The sequence below is a fragment of the Methyloterricola oryzae genome, assembly GCF_000934725.1.
Classification (GTDB): Bacteria; Pseudomonadota; Gammaproteobacteria; order Methylococcales; family Methylococcaceae; genus Methyloterricola; species Methyloterricola oryzae.
This window is the reverse complement of record NZ_JYNS01000005.1, coordinates 114,337-131,979: the sequence shown is the minus strand read 5'-3', so window position 1 is coordinate 131,979 and position 17,643 is coordinate 114,337. Positions and strand designations below refer to the sequence as shown.

Annotated in this window: 12 protein-coding genes; 8 read left to right on the top strand and 4 right to left on the bottom strand. The window is 62.0% G+C overall.

The genetic code is table 11. The annotated features are described in order from the left end of the window. The first annotated feature begins 68 nt into the window (after window positions 1-68). Genes EK23_RS09090 through EK23_RS09075 form a run of 4 tightly spaced genes read left to right on the top strand, consistent with a single transcriptional unit; the run spans window position 69 to window position 3,690 of the window. Window positions 69-1,205 carry an MlaE family ABC transporter permease gene (locus tag EK23_RS09090; RefSeq protein WP_045225040.1) on the top strand — a complete coding sequence of 379 codons (1,137 nt, stop codon included), beginning with the start codon at window positions 69-71 and terminating at the stop codon, window positions 1,203-1,205. After that, window positions 1,206-2,000, top strand: coding sequence for an ABC transporter ATP-binding protein (locus EK23_RS09085; RefSeq protein WP_045225039.1), 795 nt, complete (start codon window positions 1,206-1,208; stop codon window positions 1,998-2,000). Beyond that, entirely contained in the window at window positions 1,997-3,022 is a 1,026-nt protein-coding gene (locus tag EK23_RS09080; RefSeq protein WP_045225038.1) for an MlaD family protein, read from the top strand. Before EK23_RS09085 ends, EK23_RS09080 begins: the two co-directional genes overlap by 4 nt. A gap of 14 nt (window positions 3,023-3,036) precedes the next feature. Then, on the top strand, window positions 3,037-3,690 hold the full coding sequence (locus EK23_RS09075; RefSeq protein WP_045225037.1) for a PqiC family protein: 654 nt from the start codon (window positions 3,037-3,039) through the stop codon (window positions 3,688-3,690). Window positions 3,691-3,943: 253 nt separating this feature from the next. On the opposite strand, the gene EK23_RS09070 is transcribed toward EK23_RS09075, so the two are convergent. Continuing rightward, window positions 3,944-6,061 carry a polysaccharide deacetylase family protein gene (locus EK23_RS09070; RefSeq protein WP_045225036.1) on the bottom strand — a complete coding sequence of 706 codons (2,118 nt, stop codon included), beginning with the start codon at window positions 6,059-6,061 and terminating at the stop codon, window positions 3,944-3,946. Between the two features lie 435 nt (window positions 6,062-6,496). Between EK23_RS09070 and EK23_RS09065 the strand changes: the two genes are divergently transcribed. Further along, on the top strand, window positions 6,497-7,483 hold the full coding sequence (locus tag EK23_RS09065; protein ID WP_158002476.1) for an alpha-1,2-fucosyltransferase: 987 nt from the start codon (window positions 6,497-6,499) through the stop codon (window positions 7,481-7,483). Window positions 7,484-7,601: 118 nt separating this feature from the next. On the opposite strand, the gene EK23_RS09060 is transcribed toward EK23_RS09065, so the two are convergent. After that, window positions 7,602-8,723, bottom strand: a complete 1,122-nt coding sequence (locus EK23_RS09060; protein WP_235281971.1) for an AI-2E family transporter — start codon at window positions 8,721-8,723, stop codon at window positions 7,602-7,604. A gap of 276 nt (window positions 8,724-8,999) precedes the next feature. Further along, window positions 9,000-9,590 carry a hypothetical protein gene (locus EK23_RS09055; RefSeq protein WP_045225033.1) on the bottom strand — a complete coding sequence of 197 codons (591 nt, stop codon included), beginning with the start codon at window positions 9,588-9,590 and terminating at the stop codon, window positions 9,000-9,002. Between the two features lie 926 nt (window positions 9,591-10,516). Here EK23_RS09055 and EK23_RS09050 point away from each other — a divergent pair. Then, window positions 10,517-12,073 carry a carboxypeptidase-like regulatory domain-containing protein gene (locus EK23_RS09050; protein WP_158002475.1) on the top strand — a complete coding sequence of 519 codons (1,557 nt, stop codon included), beginning with the start codon at window positions 10,517-10,519 and terminating at the stop codon, window positions 12,071-12,073. Between the two features lie 209 nt (window positions 12,074-12,282). Here EK23_RS09050 and EK23_RS09045 read toward each other — a convergent pair whose 3' ends face one another. Further along, window positions 12,283-13,206: a LysR family transcriptional regulator gene (locus tag EK23_RS09045; RefSeq protein WP_045225031.1), complete on the bottom strand. Its 924-nt coding sequence runs from the start codon at window positions 13,204-13,206 to the stop codon at window positions 12,283-12,285. 129 nt (window positions 13,207-13,335) lie between these two features. Between EK23_RS09045 and ppsA the strand changes: the two genes are divergently transcribed. Beyond that, window positions 13,336-16,659 carry a phosphoenolpyruvate synthase gene (ppsA, locus tag EK23_RS09040; protein ID WP_438941138.1) on the top strand — a complete coding sequence of 1,108 codons (3,324 nt, stop codon included), beginning with the start codon at window positions 13,336-13,338 and terminating at the stop codon, window positions 16,657-16,659. Window positions 16,660-16,753: 94 nt separating this feature from the next. Continuing rightward, window positions 16,754-17,575, top strand: a complete 822-nt coding sequence (gene ppsR / locus EK23_RS09035) for a posphoenolpyruvate synthetase regulatory kinase/phosphorylase PpsR (protein WP_045225030.1) — start codon at window positions 16,754-16,756, stop codon at window positions 17,573-17,575. The last annotated feature ends 68 nt before the right edge of the window (window positions 17,576-17,643 follow it).

The following is a 17,643-nucleotide window of genomic DNA, read 5'->3' as shown; positions in this document are numbered from 1 at the left end:
AGACTCGCGCAGCCTTCGCCTTCGTCGCCACCGGGCGCGGCTGCCCGGCCCATCGCCAGGAGGCCTGGGTGAACCCGCAGCCGGCGTCCGGTCAAGCCCGGCACAGCAGCGAGGCTGGCGACTCGACCATCGAATTCTCCGGCACCTGGACCCACGCGGCCGATGTTCCGCAGGCCGAAGCGCTCCTGGAAGCCCTGCGCGCCGCCAAGCCCCAGCGCATGCGGCTGGCTGTCCATGACCTGCAAGACTGGGACAGCCGCCTGCCCACTTTCATTCTTCAGATCACCGATTTCTGCGCCGCCGACGGCATTGCCGTGGATTGCGAAGGTCTGCCGGAAGGCGTGCGCGGCCTGCTGAACCTGGCGCGGGCGGTGCCGGAGCGCAGCGGCGCGCGCCGCTCGGCCAATGGCGAGCCGTTCCTGGCCCGCCTCGGCAAGAACACCCTGGCGGCCTTCAAGGAAGCCACCGGCATGGTCGGTTTCGTCGGCGAGACCCTGCTCGCCGTGCTGGATGCGCTTCGTGGCCGGGCCCGCTACCGGACGATCGACCTCATGCTGTGCGTGCAGGAAACCGGCCCCGGCGCCCTGGCGATCGTCAGCCTCATCAGCATCCTGGTGGGGCTGATCCTGGCCTTCGTCGGCGCGGTGCAGCTCTCCATGTTCGGCGCGCAGATCTACATCGCCGACCTGGTGGGCCTGGGCACCGTGCGCGAGATGGGGGCCCTGATGACCGCCGTGATCATGGCGGGACGCACCGGCGCGGCCTACGCGGCGCAGCTCGGCACCATGAACGTCAACAGCGAGATCGACGCCCTGCGCACCATGGGCATCTCGCCCATGCATTTCCTGGTGCTGCCGCGGCTGGCGGCCTTGATCCTGATGATGCCCCTGCTCTGCCTGTATGCCGACCTCATGGGCATCCTCGGCGGCGCGCTGGTGACGGTGAGCGCCTTCGACGTCAACCTGCTGCAGTACTACAACGAGACTAGACGCGCGGTGCACCTGCCGGACCTGGCCATAGGCCTGTCCAAGAGCCTGGTGTTCGCCGTCCTCATCGCCAGCGCCGGCTGCCGGCGCGGCATGCAGTGCGGGCGCAGCGCCGCGGCGGTGGGCGAGGCGGCGACGGCGGCGGTGGTGGACAGCATCGTCTACATCGTGGTGGCCGATTCGATCATCACCCTGGTCTGCAACCGTTTGGGGATCTGAATGAGCGAGCCGGTCCCGCACATCACGGTGCAGAACCTGACCATGGCCTACGGGGACTTCGTCATCCAGCGCGATCTGGATTTCTCCATCAACCGCGGCGACGTGTTCATCGTCATGGGCGGCAGCGGCTGCGGCAAGAGCACCCTGCTGCGCCATCTGATCGGCCTGCAGCGCCCGGCAAAGGGCGAGGTTTACTACCAGCGGCAGAATTTCTGGCAGGCGGAGGACGCCGAGCGCACCGCAATCATGCGCCGCATCGGCGTGCTCTACCAGAGCGGGGCCCTGTTCAGCTCCCTGACCCTGGCGGAGAACATCGCCCTGCCCCTGGGCGAGTTCACCGACCTGAGCCCTGCGGAAATCGCCGACATCGTCTCTTACAAACTGGCGCTAGTGGGATTGGCCGGCTTCGAGGACTACTACCCGTCCGAGATCAGCGGCGGCATGCAGAAGCGCGCCGGCCTGGCGCGGGCCATGGCCCTGGACCCGGAAATCCTGTTCTTCGACGAGCCCTCGGCCGGCCTGGACCCTATCAGCGCCCGGCTGCTGGACGATCTGATCATCTCCCTGCGCGACACCCTGGGCACCACCATCGTGGTTGTCACCCACGAGTTGGCCAGCATCTTCGCCATCGGCACCAACTCGGTGTTCCTGGACCCGGAGACCAAGACCATGCTCGCCACCGGCTCGCCCAAGGCATTGCTGGAAGAATCCAAGGACCCCAAAATCATCCGCTTCTTGACCCGAGGTGAACGCGATGGCGAGGAATCCACTGTGAAAGAAGGTGCTAGGCCATGAGTAAACCCGTCAACCCGGTGGCCGTGGGCGGCTTCACCCTGGGCGCGCTGGCGCTGCTGGTGATCGGCATCCTTATGTTCGGCGGCGCGCAGTACCTGAACATGGACAAGATCTACTACGTGATCTTCTTCGACTCCTCCCTCAACGGCCTGGAGGTGGGCGCTCCAGTGAAGATGCAGGGCGTCAAGGTGGGCGCCGTCACCAAGATCTCGCTGCAAATCGACCAGAAGCACGCCAAGGTCTACAAGCCGGTGGTGATCGAGATCGACCGCAACAGCTTCGTCGGCGCCGGCGGAAAGCCCTTCGCCAAGGGCATGACCCACGAGCACCAGAAGCAAAACCGCGACAGATTGGTAGAGGCCGGATTCCGCGCCCGACTGGAGATGCAAAGCCTGCTCACCGGCCTTTTGTTCGTGGACCTGGACATCTTCCCCGGCAAGCCGGCCAACTACGTGGGACTGGAGCACCAGGGCCTGCTGGAACTGCCCGCCGTGCCCACCACAGCGGACGAGTTGCGCAACACCGCCGAGGAAGTGGCGGAGAAGATCCGCAGTCTTCCGCTGGAGCAGATCGTCGATAACTTCGGCCAAACCGTGAAGGAACTGCGCGACCTGCTCTCCTCCGAGGACGTCAAGACCTCCCGCGCCGCCCTGGCCAAAACCCTGGTGGAGATGGAAAAGACCGTCTCCACCCTCAACCGCAACCTGGAGCCCATCCTGCGCAATACTGACAAGACCATGAGCAACGCCAATGCCTTGATGCAGGATTCCCGGGAACTGGTGCAGCACGTGCACGGCGAGGTCAAGCCGATCCTGGCCACCGCCAACCAGACCCTCCAGGCGGCGACCGTTGCGCTGAACAAGGCGGGCACGGCGGTGGGCACCGTGGAGCAGGCCGTGGGGCCTGACTCCACCCTCAACGAGACCCTCATCGCCCTCAGGCAGGCGGCGCGCTCCCTGCGCGACCTCACCGATTATCTGGAGCGGCACCCGGAATCGTTGATTTCCGGCAAAGACCATTGAACAGGGGTTGAATCATGCATCCGACGCGGCTTACGGCACTCTCCCTCACCCTCCTGTCCTGTCTGATCCTCGGCGGCTGCCTGGGTACTTCACCGCCCTCGCAGTTCTATATGCTGGAGCCCCTGGCTACCGGCAAGGCGAACCCCGGCGCGCAAGCACGCGAAACCCTGCTCATCGCCCTGGCGCCGATTCAGGTGCCCGGCTACGTGGACCGGCCGCAGATCGTCCACGCCACCGGCCCCAACGCCTACCGCCTGGACGAGACCAACCGCTGGGCGGAAGACCTGGACGGCAACATCGCACGCGTCCTGACCCAGGACCTGGCGGTGCTGGTGCCGGCCGAGGTGGTGCCCGTCAACGGCTCGGTCCGGGCCCGCGAGGCCAAGCTCAAGCTGTCGCTGAACATTCTGGAATTTCATGTGGATGAGCGGGGCCAGGCACACCTGACGGCGCAGTGGCAGATCACCCGCCCGGACGGCTCAGGACCCGGCCGGCAGGTCAGCTACGCGGCGCCCGCCTCCGACAGCGACTACGCACTGATGGTCAAAGGCTTGAACCAATGCCTGAACCAGTTGGATCGAGACCTGGCGGCGGCGCTGCGGCAAGAGGCAACACGCCCGGACGCCGGGCAGCAGGCGAAAAAAAACCCACCAGAAGGTGGGTTCTAACAAGTTTTAGGAGGATACCATGACGGCACTTAGAGTCCTGCAGCTTGCGTGCCAACGCTAGCCTCCCTGAATCCACGGTACCCACGCTGGATTTGTCCCTCCGCTGGATCGCCCGCCACGCACCGAATTCGCGCTGCTGCCCGATACTGGGGCGACTGAACGAGGCAGCACGGATTCCCGCGCCGCCCGTGCGAATCCGCAGAAACGTAAAATATCCTGACGCCGGGCCCGAACGCAGACAACACGTTTCGTATCAGGCCAGGTAGATTCGCTCCAGGGCACTGCGGGCCAGATTTCCGGCCGTATCTTCCGCCTCGATGTAATAGCGCAGGTCACCCGCCCCCATTGGCAGATCGGCGGTGAAGTAATGGGCCGAACTCTGCGCTCCGGTCGCGGTGGGATAGACGCCGCGGTCGTGCATCGCCAGGGTCGACTCCCCCGCCGCGCTGCGCAGCACCAGGCTGACCCGCTTCAACCCGGAAATGTCGTGGACAAAGGTGTGCACCGTGCCCTCGCGCGGCGCATCCTGCAGGCAACCCTGGCCCCAGCGCTGTCCGCCCGGATTTTCCGGCGTCACCCAGGGTGGAAAGATGGTGGGCGCGGTGCGGTCACCGCCCCGGCGCAGCAAGTCATCGATGGCGCCGCGCAGCATGGACTGCCCCATATTGGCGGCGTTGGTGACCTGCTGGTCCCAGGTGAGCTGGCCGGTCCAGTACCAGTAGCAGCTGGTTTCCGCCGTGAGCAGCAGCCGCAGCGCATCGCCCAGGGCCGCGTGCCCGGGTTCCGCATCCTCCAGGCTGTGAACCGCGTTCTGGAAGGCAGTGAGCACCGCCCAGGAATTGAGGTCCGGCGAATACGCCTGATCGTAACGGCTGAACCACTTCATGAACTGCGGGTCGCCGTTGTCGGCGCCGCTCCAGGAACCGGGCTCGATATGGCAGGTATGTTCAGGGTCCGGCGGAAACTGCTGCAAGTAGTCGTCGATGCCGCATAGTTCGAAACGCCGGTCCTGCTGCAGCCAGTGCACCAGGGCGCCGGTGTTGTGGTGGTAATAGCTGTCCGCGCCGCCGCCATGGTTGTCGCCGTCGGAATGCAGCAGGAAGAACGGCGGATGCTTGGGATCGTAACTGCCGGTCTCGACGATGCGGTCATAGACCTGGCCCAGCACCGACGGATACTGGAGGGCGCCGAAGCCGCCGCGGGCGTCCTCGTTGCCGATGTAGCGCTCCGCCGGCACGGCGATGATCTTGTGCACCTGGCCGTCCGGATCCTCGTAGGCCACGTACTCGGGACGCAGCAGCGAGGGCGAGATCTTGGAGCCCGCCCAGATATTGTGCAGCTGCAGCCAGTCATCCACCGGCGGGTTCACCTGCTCCGCCCGATTGGGCGGCAGCATGCCCTCGCCCATGCCGGCGTAGGGGTAGTCGCGGCAGGCCCGGAAGCGGTGGATGGAGTCGTAGATGACGGACGTAACCCCCGCCTCCAGCAGTGCCGGGATGATGCGTACATGGAACGCCGTCTCCGGCGGAAACAGGGTGGAGACGGGATCGACGCCGAAGGCCTCGCGCACCAGCCCCTTGTGCCATTGGATCTGGCGCACGATGTCGCGCTGCGGGATCAAAGGCATCAAGGGATGGAAGAATCCGAAAGCGGTGAAAGCCACTCGCGGATTGCCCAGAGCCGTTTTTGCGCCAGCCATGCCGCGCAAGGGCTCCCGCCAATGGCCGAAGCGCCCGCCGCACAGGCCGTCGCTGGCGCAGCGGTCCAGTTGCTCGATGAGCGAGCCGCTCCAACTGGTGGACAGCCCCGCGTGGGGCAGGCCGCCATCGGCATACTGGCGCACCGCCGCCGGGATGAAATCGGTGTAGTTGCCGCCTCGCGATCCGAAGATGCCGTCCTTCTCCCCATCCCAGGCATAGCGGTTGGTGGTGTCGTAGTACGGCTGGTGCATGTGCTTGTGGATGCCGAAGTAGAGCTTCACCGGACCGGAACCGACGCTCACCCTTGGCGTTTGCGGGCGTGAACGCGGCCGCAGCTCAAGGTTGCGGAATACCTTGACCCAGTCCGCGCCACCGGCGCTGCCGACATCACGCTTGCGGCAGCCTTCCACCTGAATGCTCACCTGCCCGGCTTGTAGGATACCCGCCGGAATACTTACTTCGTAAGTCACGTTCCCGGCATGCGATGGGAAACAACGGATATCCTCATCCTTGAAGATCTTTTGCATGCCTTGCCCATGCAGGATCAGTTGGGGAAAAGGAATTTCGCCGTCGGCCTCAAATTGGACACTGAAGCCCGGATTCTTGCCAGACTCATCGCAGATCAGGCGCTCCGGGCTCTCCACGGCGATAATCTGAGAGAAAATGGCCATCAAGTACTCCTTTGGAAAAGATCATCGGTTTAGCCTGCGCACGCTCGCGACCGGGAGTCTCAGCAGGCAACTCCGGGGAGCCTATCATACCGTCGGGTCTGAGAAGATGAATTCGGCGGCGTGAATTTTCAGGCTGGAGAGATGCAACTGTTCGCAGGCCTCTGCCCTGGATGCCCATTGCCAGGGTTAATGACAAATCACCGGCGCCGAGTTATCCTGCAAACTCAAAAACATAATTGCATTTTCCGATGAATGCTCTCGGGGGTGACTACCGAGACACCGTTCTCGGGAGGCGCTTTTTGAAGAGTGTTCAGTCAGATGCTCTGCAGTGGAGCTCTTCACGTCTTGGAGACACGGCTAGTGATCCCGGCAAGCGTTTCCTCAAGGGGTCAGGTGAGCGATCCGCTTCTGCGTTTTTCAGTTAAGGTCAAGTTGATGCCTCTCACCCACGCGCGCAGGCTAAAGCGCAGAGTTACGCGGCGGCTTAGTGTCGACGGCGCTCAAAGGGTCGTTACCATCGAGTACCGCTACGGACTCGGCAACCAGATGTTTCAGTTGCTGACCGCGCTCAATTATGCGCGAAAGACCGAATCGAAGCTGATCCTGCATGACGACCCCGAACGATTCTCGAAGATGAGCAACAAGCCCGGCTATCACGCCAGGCCACGATATTTCGACAGCGTATTCAAGGCGCTTAAGCCTTGCTGTGTGGACAATTATGAGGCCTACCGATGGGATACCGAGCATCGCGATTCGTTCGGTACCTTTCGTGACTTGGCGCATCTCAGGCGCTACAAGCACCTCAAACTTAGCGGCTATTTCCTGTCCTACAAGTATTTCGAGGATGACTTCGAAGACTTGCTGAAGGAACTGGAGATTCGGACGTCAATCGCGGCGACGCGCGACCGCTTCAGACAATTGTTCGACCCCGAACGCCTCCAAATTTCCCTGCATGTGCGCCTCGGAGACTTCAAGAATACCTCAGACGTGCACTTCATCCTGGGCCCGACCTACTACTCCAATGCCGTCCTGCGCATCCTGCGTGCGCTCGAATGGGATGGGACGAATGGCGTCGACATCCTGATTTTCTGCGAGGAAGAGGACGACGAACTGGTCAACCAGTCTTATCTGCCTCACATAGCGGATTCTGTCGCCAGAGCCTCGGAACTCGATGGAAGCAAGCTTGAGGGAAAGTTACGTTTCCTAAAAGTACCCAACGACGCTACGGATTGGGAACAGATGTACCTGATGAGCAGTTGCCATCATCACGTCATTGCCAACAGCACCTTCTCCTGGTGGGGCGCATATCTTAACGCCAACCCGGAGAAGCAAGTGGTTTACCCTGCTCAATGGCTTACGGAACACATGACCGCACAGATTTTCCCAGACCTGATTCCGCCTGCGTGGATGGCCGAGACATAGTCTGTTCTCAGGCCTGACGACAGTCCCAAGCGTCCGGCCTGATGGTGACCGAGCGCAGGTCTAGCTTATGTGAGGGAGTCAAAGCGCTGCCAATCGCACGTGCGCAACTTTCGCAAGGCTACTTCGCAACCGTCTCCAAACCTGCCCGAGCGTCCCGCTCCCGGTACACCCAGGCCATGAATAACTGGAATCCCAGAGCCAGCATGACCGACCCCAGGAACAGGCCGATGATGCCGCCGGTGGCCATGCCGCCGAGGGCGCCCAACAGAATCACCGGCATGGGCGCGTCCACCCCTCGCCCCAGCACGAAAGGCTTGAGTATGTTGTCCACGCTGCCGGCTGCGACGGTGTAGACGGCAAACATGACCGCGACGGAAGTGGAGTCGTTGGTGTAGAACACGTAAATGATCGTCGGCAGCGACACCAGCAGCGCGGGCACCTGCATGATGCCGAACAGCAGCACCAGCATGGCCAGGATGCCCGCGCCTGGCACCCCCACCAGGATGAAGCCCGCCCCCAGCAGCAAGGCCTGAACACAGGCGATGCCGATGACTCCCTGCGCCACCGCGCGTATGGTCGAGGTGGAAAGACTCACCAGAGCCGGCCCCCGCTCCGGGCCCGCCATGCGCCCGGCGATGGCCAGGGCGACGCCATGGCCTGCCGCGCCGTAAGCCATCCAGATACCCGCCAGAACCAGGGCCACCAGGAACATCAGCACACCCGTTCCGGCGCTGGCGGCATAGCCCAAAAGTTGTTTGGTAATGATGCCAAGCTTGGGCTCGTACTTGGTGACCAGGGCGCCCAGATCGGTGTGGGCGGTGTTCCAGAGGGCATGCAGCTTGCCGCCCACCAGCGGCCATGCGGCCACGGCCGGATCGGGGGCCGGCACCTGCAATCCGCCGCTCTTGACCTGCCTGATCAGATCATGAGTGGAATCGGCGAAGGAAAAAATCAACAAGGTCGCAGGCACCAAGACGCTCAGCATGATGCCGAGCACCAGCACCGTGGCTGCCCGCCCCTCCTGTCCGCCGAGTCGACGCGCGATGATCGCGTGCAGCGGATACATGGCCACCGCAAGGATCACCGACCACAGCATCAGGCCGATAAAGGGCCGAAAAATGTAGTAGCAGTAAACCACCAGGAAGCCGATCAAGCCGACCCGGATGAACAGGTCGATCAGCTTGCGTGAGATGATTTCGTCGAGCGTCGCGCCAGAAACATGATCCAATTGATCGGTCAAGGACGTTCTCCCTTTCATGGGACTGATAGATTGGCAAAGCGCCGGGTAACCGGCTTTAGACGATAAGCTAATGCCGCGCAGGTGGAAAGCCTCTCCGTTGCGCACCATTACTTTGCGCCCCGAGGCGCTGTGGCAATCGGGCGGGTGAGTGTGCGCCGGACCGAGCTACCGTTTCCAAAGTCCGAACGGTTCGGCGGCACATCCCCCAGCCTGCGCGTCAGGGGGATGCCCGCTTGTTACCAAGGCTCTCTCGCCCCGAGAGACGAGAGAGGTCGCCTACTGCCGCTCGATCTTGAAGGTGTAGTCCGCCTTTTCGCCCCGGCGCGCGACGGCGCGGACGAGGTACGGACGGATCACATAGGTGGTGTCTGCCTGAGCCCGGATCATGGCGGTGTTGGTGCCCTCCGTCTCACCCGCGAAGACCGCCGCGCCGCTGGTGTCCTTGACGTCCTGAATATTGAAGTAGGCGGACGAACTCTTGGTTTCCATGGTGACGTCCAGTTTCTGTCCCTTGCGCACCGGCACGGCGAAAGAGGCCGTCTTGTAGCCCTCGATGCGGCCGCTCAGAGTCTTGGTGCCCGTTTCCGGAAATTCCACGGTCTGCGCTATCTCATCCGGCGATAGCAATGCCTTGACGGCGGCCATGTCCACTGTCGGCAGGCCGGCACTCACCGCCTGAGCAACCGATGCGGCGGAAGGAGTTGAAATCGAGGGAACCGCCCCTTGGGCGACAGACGCGGCGGAAGGCGCTGAAATGGAGGGTACCGCCGCCTGGGCAACAGGGGAATAGGCGTTGCCTTGGCCGGCGCAGCCGTTGAACAAAACCGCGGTTGCCGCGGCGCAGAAGGCGAAAATCTGTGGCTTCATGTCAACTCCTGATTTTTGTTTATTTTTGATCTAGAGCGCAAAGACGCTCCTGACATTTCTGGGCCACGCCAAGGTCGGAGCAAGCCAGATAGTCGCAGAAGGTGGACGCGAATTCGGACAGCCGCTTGTCCACCCGGTACACCATATGCCAATGACGAGGAATGGGAAAGTCTTTCCGGTTCACAAAACACCGCGCGCTTGACAAAGCGGCCAACCGACCGCGCCTTTCAATGCACACGATTGACCGCGTATTGGAGATGCTTGCGAACTGTCAAACCGGACACAATGCCGTAGATCGCTCGTCTCTCCTCCCTTCGTCACCGTCGGCCGTTGCTTTCAATTGACCATCGTTTCCGGCTATTGCAAAGACAGTTAATAGTAACTTTTCTCAAATTGGCGTAAGCGGCCAACACGAAGCACTGAGGTAGTATTCAGCATATACATACGGTTGAATGACATCACAGATATCCGACTTTCTCATTTCCTAAATTCGCCAGCTCATGGGTCACCGTAGATTCTTGTCTCTTGAGTATAAATACCGATCCAATAATAGAGAGTAAGGTGTATCAATTTATCTTGCCGCGTTCAAAGCAGCCACATGCCAGGGCAATTCAGAGCCTAAAGTCCATTTATTACACGCATCTCTTTGAATGCGACAATCACCTGCCTCAGCGGTTGGCTACACATTAACCTTGAGATGGCCTAGCATTTTTATCCAAAATCCTGGCCATATAAGAAACCAAGCAACAAAGAACACCGCTGAGCGGCAAACAGCATAAAAGGCATATCCTTTCCGAAGATATGACTTTGGCAGATTTGTAAAGCCTTTTACTCGCGAAGCACTCCTACCGGTCTAGCCTTTCTGCAAGACCATCGACATGAGACACCCAACCGGCCTTTGGTTGGAAAAACAGGGAGAAATAGCCATGAACGTAAAACGATACCGTAGCTTCGCGCTATTCTTGGTATTGGTGCTCGCCCTGCTCGGCGGTATATCAGCGGTATTTGCACAACAGGGAGATGCAGAACCGAATAATACTTGCTTGGGTGCACAGGATGTCGATTTTAGCGCAGATAATTCACCATTTCTGGTAGAGGGCGAACTGTCCGTTGGTGACGTCGACTTTTTTAGGCTTCACTTACCCCCAAGTAATTATATCAAAATCACCTTAGAGGGCGCGTGGCTCTATATCCATGCCCCACCCCCCTTAGGCGATCCTGTACTCGGAGTTTTCGATAGCAATTGCAAACCTTTGTCTTATAACGACGACTCGGGCTCGTTAAACTCCCAAATTGCCATCAATGTTCCAGCGGACGGTGTGCTAATTGTGGCTGCGACTGGATTCGATGATTTTGGATTCAATGGTACCCATATCCAATCCGGCGGGTATTATCTAAGTGTAGTAAGTCCATTCACAAAGATCGGTTCGATCAGCGGCCGACTCATGGACGCCGCAACGGGCAATATTACCGGTTGTGGCTACGTGGATTTAATGTGGTGCTCTACTCCTGATGAAGCTGGGTCATGCACCAATAACGTGAACTGGGGCGACGCGACATACGACGGTAGTTTCTATATCAACGCGGACCTAAAGGGCCAACCGCTACCGGCCGGCACGTACATGGTGGTTGCTCACTGCGGCAACTATCAGGACAATCAGGTTGGACCCTTTGCCGTAGGCCAGGGTGAAAACTACAAAGTGGGGGACATCGCGCTGACGCCGAATCCAAGCATAGGGTCGATCAGCGGACGGGTTGTTGACGCCGAGAGCGGCGTAGGGCTTTCTGGACAGGAGTATCCGTTTGCTTATGTTTACTTGACCCAGTGCGGCTTCAGTTGTGGGGGCATCAGCGAAACAGCAACCGATAACGAAGGTCGCTTCACGTTCAACACGCAAATCCCGGCTGGCGATTATACACTGGTGGTCACCGCCCAGAACTATCAACAAGTTCAGCAGGAAGTACTGAGTGTCCAAGAGTACGAGAATCGGGACATCGGCAATGTTCCACTGCAACTGTATCCCATCAAGTTCTCAGTGGTCCGCCCTTGCGGCAGTTTTCCAGCGAAAGGTGGAACCTGTCGTTACAGCGTAAGAGTCACAAACCTCACAGGGAAGCAGATGAGCGGTGCAGCCTGGAGCATAGTGAACAGCAGCGATCTAAGGTCTTTGGGAGGCGATACCACCTTCCAGACCGCGAACCCGACTAAAATGACCCTTAAACCGGGTGCGAGCCGCGTGGTGGACTTCCAATTCTACGTGCCGAGCTCGGTGCGAGAAGGGACTAACATCTGTGCCGACGCACTCTTCGGCCAGGACATTAACCAGCCTTACTTCAACCTTCAGGGCAGGAAGAATCTGCTCTGCATCGGCAAGGGCGTGACCAGTTTCTCGATCTTGTCCAAACAGGAATCGCAGACGCTTTCCAGGGAGCGCCAGCATCCGCCGCTGAAGGGTCTTAAACCTGGGAAAAACAGACGATAGGCTATTCGCACCTCAACTCTGGCCTTCCATTGCGGAGGCCTCTAGGCCGCCTTCGGGCGGCCTTTGCTTAGCGACTCTAACGAAGCCAGGGGCATCGTCCCTCGGCCAGAAGGCGTCCGGCCACCAACAGTATGGCCGACGCCCAGCCTACGCGCGTGTTTGCCGACGACTTAGCCGCCAACTCCCGTGTCTCAGGACCCCAGCCCACCTCACTCCTCGCTGTCCGGCGCGCTTGGCTCGCCAGCCGCCTGCGTGTGAGAGCCCAGGTAGTCGCAGAAGGTCTGCGCCACCACCGACAGCCGCTTGTCCGCCGGATACACGATATGCCAATGGCGGCGGATGGGGAAGCCCTCGACGTCGAGTATGACCATTCGCCCCACCTCGCTCTCCAGGGCAATCGTGCTCCGCGACAGCACCGCCACTCCCAGTTTCGCCATGACCGCCTGCTTGATGGCTTCGTTGCTGCCCAGGGTCAGGCGTTCGCGCAGGCTGATGCCGCGCTCGGCGAAGAAACGTTCCGTGGCGGTGCGGGTGCCGGAGCCGGGCTCGCGCATCAGAAACCATTCCTCGGCGAAACGCTGCGGCGGTATGTTCTTCACGCCAGCCAGGGGATGTTCGGGATGGGCCAGCATCACCAGCGGGTTGGCCATGAAGGGCAAGGCCGTTACCGCCATCTGCTTGGGCGGGCGCCCGAGGATGTAGAGATCGTCTTCGTTCCTTGCGAGGCGTTCCAGCAGGGCCTGCTGGTTACTCACCTTCAACGACACCTCGATGCCCGGGTAAAGATCGCAGAAAGGGCCCAACACCCCGGGCACGAAATACTTGGCGGTGGTGGTGACCCCCAGGCGCAACTGGCCCTGCTTGAGTCCCTTGCGGTCCGCCACTTCCATCTCGAAGCGCGCCAGTTCACCCAGGATGGTGTCGCACAGGCTCTTGAGGGACTGGCCGGTTTCCGTCAGATAGATCTTCTTGCCGATCTGCTCGAACAGGGGCAGGCCGACGCTGTCCTCCAACTGCTTCACCTGGATGGAAACCGCGGGCTGGGTCAGGTGCATTTCCTCCGCGGCGCGGGTGAAACTCAGGTTGCGGGCGACGGATTCGAACAGCTTGAGTTGGCGCAGGCTGACGTTCATACATTAACCATAGTAAATCATCACTATTAAATCATTTAACTGTTATTTATACATGAGGACTTTACCATAGGCAGCCATCGGACATCAGCGTCCGCAGCTCATCCCCTAACCAAACTGGAGATTGCAAACATGGCCAGCCAGAACCCGGTGTCGCACGTCAAAGCCGAGGAAGTCACCGCTCCCCTGAGCGTCGCCGAGCTGCCGCAGTCCGGCGGCTCAATTCTTGTCTCGGGCATCAAGGCACTCGCCGATGACTATGACCTGTTCCTGGTCGATCAATGGGGCGTCCTGCACGATGGCCAGAAGGCCCTGCCGGGTGCGGCCGAGTGCCTGCGCCGCCTGATGGGCCTGGGCAAGCAGGTGGTCATCCTCAGCAACTCCGGCAAGCGCGCGCAGTTAAATGTACAGCGCCTCGAAGAACTGGGCATTCCCCGCGCGTGCTACTCGCAGTTGGTTACCTCGGGCGAAGTGGCGCGCGACTGCCTGGCCCGTGGCATCCACCCCTTCACGGCCGACCTGGGCCGGCGCTGCCTGCTCTGGAGCAACGGCGCGGATGCCACCCTGCTGGAAGGCCTGGACATCGAGCCGGTGCGCCGCATGGCCGATGCCGATTTCATCCTGTTGGCCGGCGTCGACGACGCCAAGCCCATGGCCTTCTACGAGACCGAGCTGCACCAGGCGCGCATGCAGGGCATCCCGCTGGTCTGCGCCAACCCGGACACGGTGCGCTTCTCCAGCCATGGCCTGACCTTCAGCGCCGGCGAGGTGGCCCACCGCTACGAATCCATGGGCGGCAAGGTCCATTACATCGGCAAGCCCCACGCCTCCATCTACGAGTACTGCCGGTCCCTGCTCCCCCAGTTCGCGCCTGAACGCACCCTGGCCATCGGCGATTCCTGCTTCCACGATGTCATGGGCGGCGCCAAGGCCGGCGTGCACACCGCTTTCGTCACCGGCGGTATACACCACGCCGAATTCAGCGGGCTGCAGTCCGAAGCGCAGTGCCTGGACGTGGTTGCCGCCATCGCCAAGGACTACGGCGTCCGGCCCGACTGGGTGATTCCGCAGTTGCAGTGGGGGCCCGAGGAAACGGCTACCGCGCAGGTCATCCCCCTGGAAAAGCTGCGCAACAGCGACGTCGCGCTGGTGGGCGGCAAGAACGCCTCCCTGGGCGAGATGCTGAGCCAACTGTCCTCCAAAGGCATCCGCGTACCGGGCGGCTTTGCCACCACCGCACAGGCGTTCCGCGAATTCATCGCCCACGGCCGGCTGGCCGAACGCATCGAGGCGGAACTGGCCGGCCTGGACGTGGAGGATGTCAATGCCCTGGCGGCGGCCGGCGCGACCATCCGCGGCTGGATCTTGGAATCGCCTTTCCCCGAGGCGCTGGAGCAGGAGATCCGTGATCACTACCTGGCCCTGGTGGCCGAGGCCGGCGAGGAAGCCTCATTCGCCGTGCGCTCCTCCGCCACCGCCGAGGACCTGCCCGACGCTTCTTTCGCCGGCCAGCAGGAAACCTTCCTCAACATCGTGGGGCTGGACAACATACTGCATGCCATCAAGGAAGTATTCGCTTCGCTCTACAACGACCGCGCCATCGCCTACCGGGTGCACAAGGGCTTCACCCACGCCGAAGTGGCGCTGTCCGCCGGAATCCAGCGCATGGTCCGCAGCGATACGGGCAGCGCCGGCGTCATGTTCAGCATGGACACCGAATCCGGCTTCCGCGGCGTGGTGTTCATCACCTCGTCGTACGGCCTGGGCGAGACCGTGGTGCAGGGCGCGGTGAACCCGGACGAGTTCTACGTGCACAAGGAGTTGCTCAGCCAGGGCCGCCCCGCCATCGTGCGCCGCACCCTGGGCAGCAAGCGCAGCAAGATGGTGTTCGGCAGCGCCGCCGAGGCAGGCAAGTCCACAGTCACCGAGGCGGTAGCGCCCGAAGACAGCGCGCGCTTCTCGCTCAACGACGCGGAGGTGCTGGAACTGGCCCGCTACGCCATGACCATCGAGCAGCACTACGGCCGCCCCATGGACATCGAATGGGGCAAGGACGGTCTGGACGGCAAGCTCTACATCCTGCAGGCGCGGCCCGAAACGGTGAAATCGCGCCAGGCCGGCACGGTGGAGACCTTCACCCTGCAGGGCACCGGCGAGGTGCTGATCACCGGCCGCGCGGTCACCCAGCGGATCGGCCAAGGCCCGGTGCGGGTGATTCGGCACCCGTCCGAAATGGACCGCGTGCAGCCGGGCGACGTGCTGGTGGCGGACATGACCGATCCCAACTGGGAACCGGTGATGAAGCGCGCCTCGGCCCTGGTCACCAACCGCGGCGGGCGCACCTGCCACGCGGCCATCATCGCCCGTGAGCTGGGCATCCCGGCCATCGTCGGCTGCGGCAATGCCACCGAGGCGCTGCAGGAAGGCGAGGTCGTCACGGTGTCCTGCGCCGAGGGCGATACCGGCAAGGTCTATGCAGGCGCCGTGCCCTTCCAGGTGGAATCCCGGGAAGCGGAAGCCATGCCCAAGGTGCCGGTGAAAGTGATGATGAACGTAGGTAATCCGGACATGGCCTTCACCTTCGCGGCGACGCCCAATGAAGGGGTCGGTCTGGCCCGAGTGGAATTTGTCATCAACAACATGATCGGCATCCACCCCAAGGCCATCCTCAACATGGAAAGCCTGCCGGCGGAACTCCAGGCGGAGGTTGCCAGTCGCGCCAGCGGCTATGCCAACCCCCGGGAGTTCTACATCGAGAAGCTGGTGGAAGGCGTCGCCACCATCGCGGCGGCCTTCTACCCCAAGCCGGTGATCGTGCGCCTGTCGGACTTCAAGTCCAATGAGTACCGCAAGCTGATCGGCGGGGACATTTACGAGCCGGAAGAGGAGAACCCCATGCTCGGCTTCCGCGGCGCGGCGCGCTACATCGCCGAGGACTTCCGCGACTGCTTCGAGCTGGAGTGCATCGCCATGCGCAAGGTGCGCGAGGAACTGGGCCTGACCAACGTGGAACTGATGATCCCTTTCGTGCGCACCCTGGAGGAAGCCCGCTCGGTGGTGGACATTCTGGCGCGCAATGGCCTCAAGCGCGGCGAGCACGGGCTGCGCCTGATCATGATGTGCGAGATCCCGTCCAACGCGCTGCTGGCGGAGGAATTCCTGCAGTACTTCGACGGCTTCTCCATCGGCTCCAACGACATGACCCAGCTCACGCTGGGCATGGACCGGGACTCAGGGCTGATGGCGCACGGTTTCGATGAACGCGATCGCGCGGTGAAGGTGCTGCTGAAGATGGCTATCAACACCTGCAACCGCCTGGGCAAGTACGTGGGCATCTGCGGCCAGGGCCCATCGGATCATCCCGACTTCGCCCAGTGGCTGCTGCAGCAGGGCATCCAGTCCGTGTCCCTGAACCCGGACACGGTGGTTGCCACCTGGAATCGGTTGGCGGAGTGACCGGCACGCCGGTCGAAGGCGACAGGAAGCGGGCAGGTCGGGATAACCTGCCCGCTTCTCCTTGAAGGACTTGAAACCCCGATCGCAGACAGCCATGCACGACCGCACGGTCTTTTTCATTTCCGACGGCACCGGCATTACCGCCGAGTCCCTGGGCCATCTCCTGGCGCATTTCCCCATGGTCCAGTTCCGCCAGGTCCGCATGCCTTTCATCGACAGCGAGGAGAAACTGACGCAGGCGGTGGCGGCCATTCGCCGGGTGGCGGCTCAGGAACCGGCGCGGCCGGTGGTCATCGCCACCCTGCTCCGCCCCGACTGGCGCGCGCGCCTTAGGGACAGCGGCGGACTGCTGCTGGATGTGTTCGGGCTGTTCGTCGATCCCCTGGCCTACGAACTGGAACAGACACCGCAGGGCGAACTGGGCAAATCCCGCAGCGCCACCGGCAGCGCCTATTTCGCCCGTATCGACGCCATCAACTACACCCTCAACCATGACGACGGGATGAGCAATCAGGGCCTGGAGGAAGCACAGGTGATCCTGGTGGGCGTCTCCCGCTGCGGCAAGACGCCCACCTGCCTCTATCTGGCCATGCAGTTCGGCGTCAAGGCGGCCAACTACCCGCTGACCCCCGAGGACTTCGCCCGCGGCGTGCTGCCTCCGGCGCTGCTGGCCTACGGGACCAAGTTGTTCGGGCTCAGCATCAGCCCCGAGCGGCTCCACTCGGTGCGCAGCCAGCGGCGCCCGGACAGCGCCTACGCGGCGCTGGAGACCTGCCGCGCGGAAATCCGCAAGGCGGAGAGCCTGATGCGCGAGGCGGGCATCACGTGGCTGGATTCCTCCACCCGCTCCATCGAGGAGATCGCCACCACCATCCTGCAGCGCGCGCGGCTGCCTTCGCTGGAATCCTACCTCTAGCCTTGCCAAGTCCCTGCGCGCCACGGACAATCTGGCCCTTGGAACTCGGGCGGGCTTTATGGGTCAGG

What these genes read in the sequence shown, in the direction of transcription:
- EK23_RS09085 (WP_045225039.1), top strand. Translation starts at nt 1,206, where the DNA reads ATGAGCGAGCCGGTCCCGCACATCACGGTGCAGAACCTGACCATGGCC.
- EK23_RS09080 (WP_045225038.1), top strand. Translation starts at nt 1,997, where the DNA reads ATGAGTAAACCCGTCAACCCGGTGGCCGTGGGCGGCTTCACCCTGGGC.
- EK23_RS09075 (WP_045225037.1), top strand. Translation starts at nt 3,037, where the DNA reads ATGCATCCGACGCGGCTTACGGCACTCTCCCTCACCCTCCTGTCCTGT.
- EK23_RS09070 (WP_045225036.1), bottom strand. Translation starts at nt 6,061, where the DNA reads ATGGCCATTTTCTCTCAGATTATCGCCGTGGAGAGCCCGGAGCGCCTG.
- EK23_RS09065 (WP_158002476.1), top strand. Translation starts at nt 6,497, where the DNA reads ATGCCTCTCACCCACGCGCGCAGGCTAAAGCGCAGAGTTACGCGGCGG.
- EK23_RS09055 (WP_045225033.1), bottom strand. Translation starts at nt 9,590, where the DNA reads ATGAAGCCACAGATTTTCGCCTTCTGCGCCGCGGCAACCGCGGTTTTG.
- EK23_RS09050 (WP_158002475.1), top strand. Translation starts at nt 10,517, where the DNA reads ATGAACGTAAAACGATACCGTAGCTTCGCGCTATTCTTGGTATTGGTG.
- EK23_RS09045 (WP_045225031.1), bottom strand. Translation starts at nt 13,206, where the DNA reads ATGAACGTCAGCCTGCGCCAACTCAAGCTGTTCGAATCCGTCGCCCGC.
- ppsA (WP_438941138.1), top strand. Translation starts at nt 13,336, where the DNA reads ATGGCCAGCCAGAACCCGGTGTCGCACGTCAAAGCCGAGGAAGTCACC.
- ppsR (WP_045225030.1), top strand. Translation starts at nt 16,754, where the DNA reads ATGCACGACCGCACGGTCTTTTTCATTTCCGACGGCACCGGCATTACC.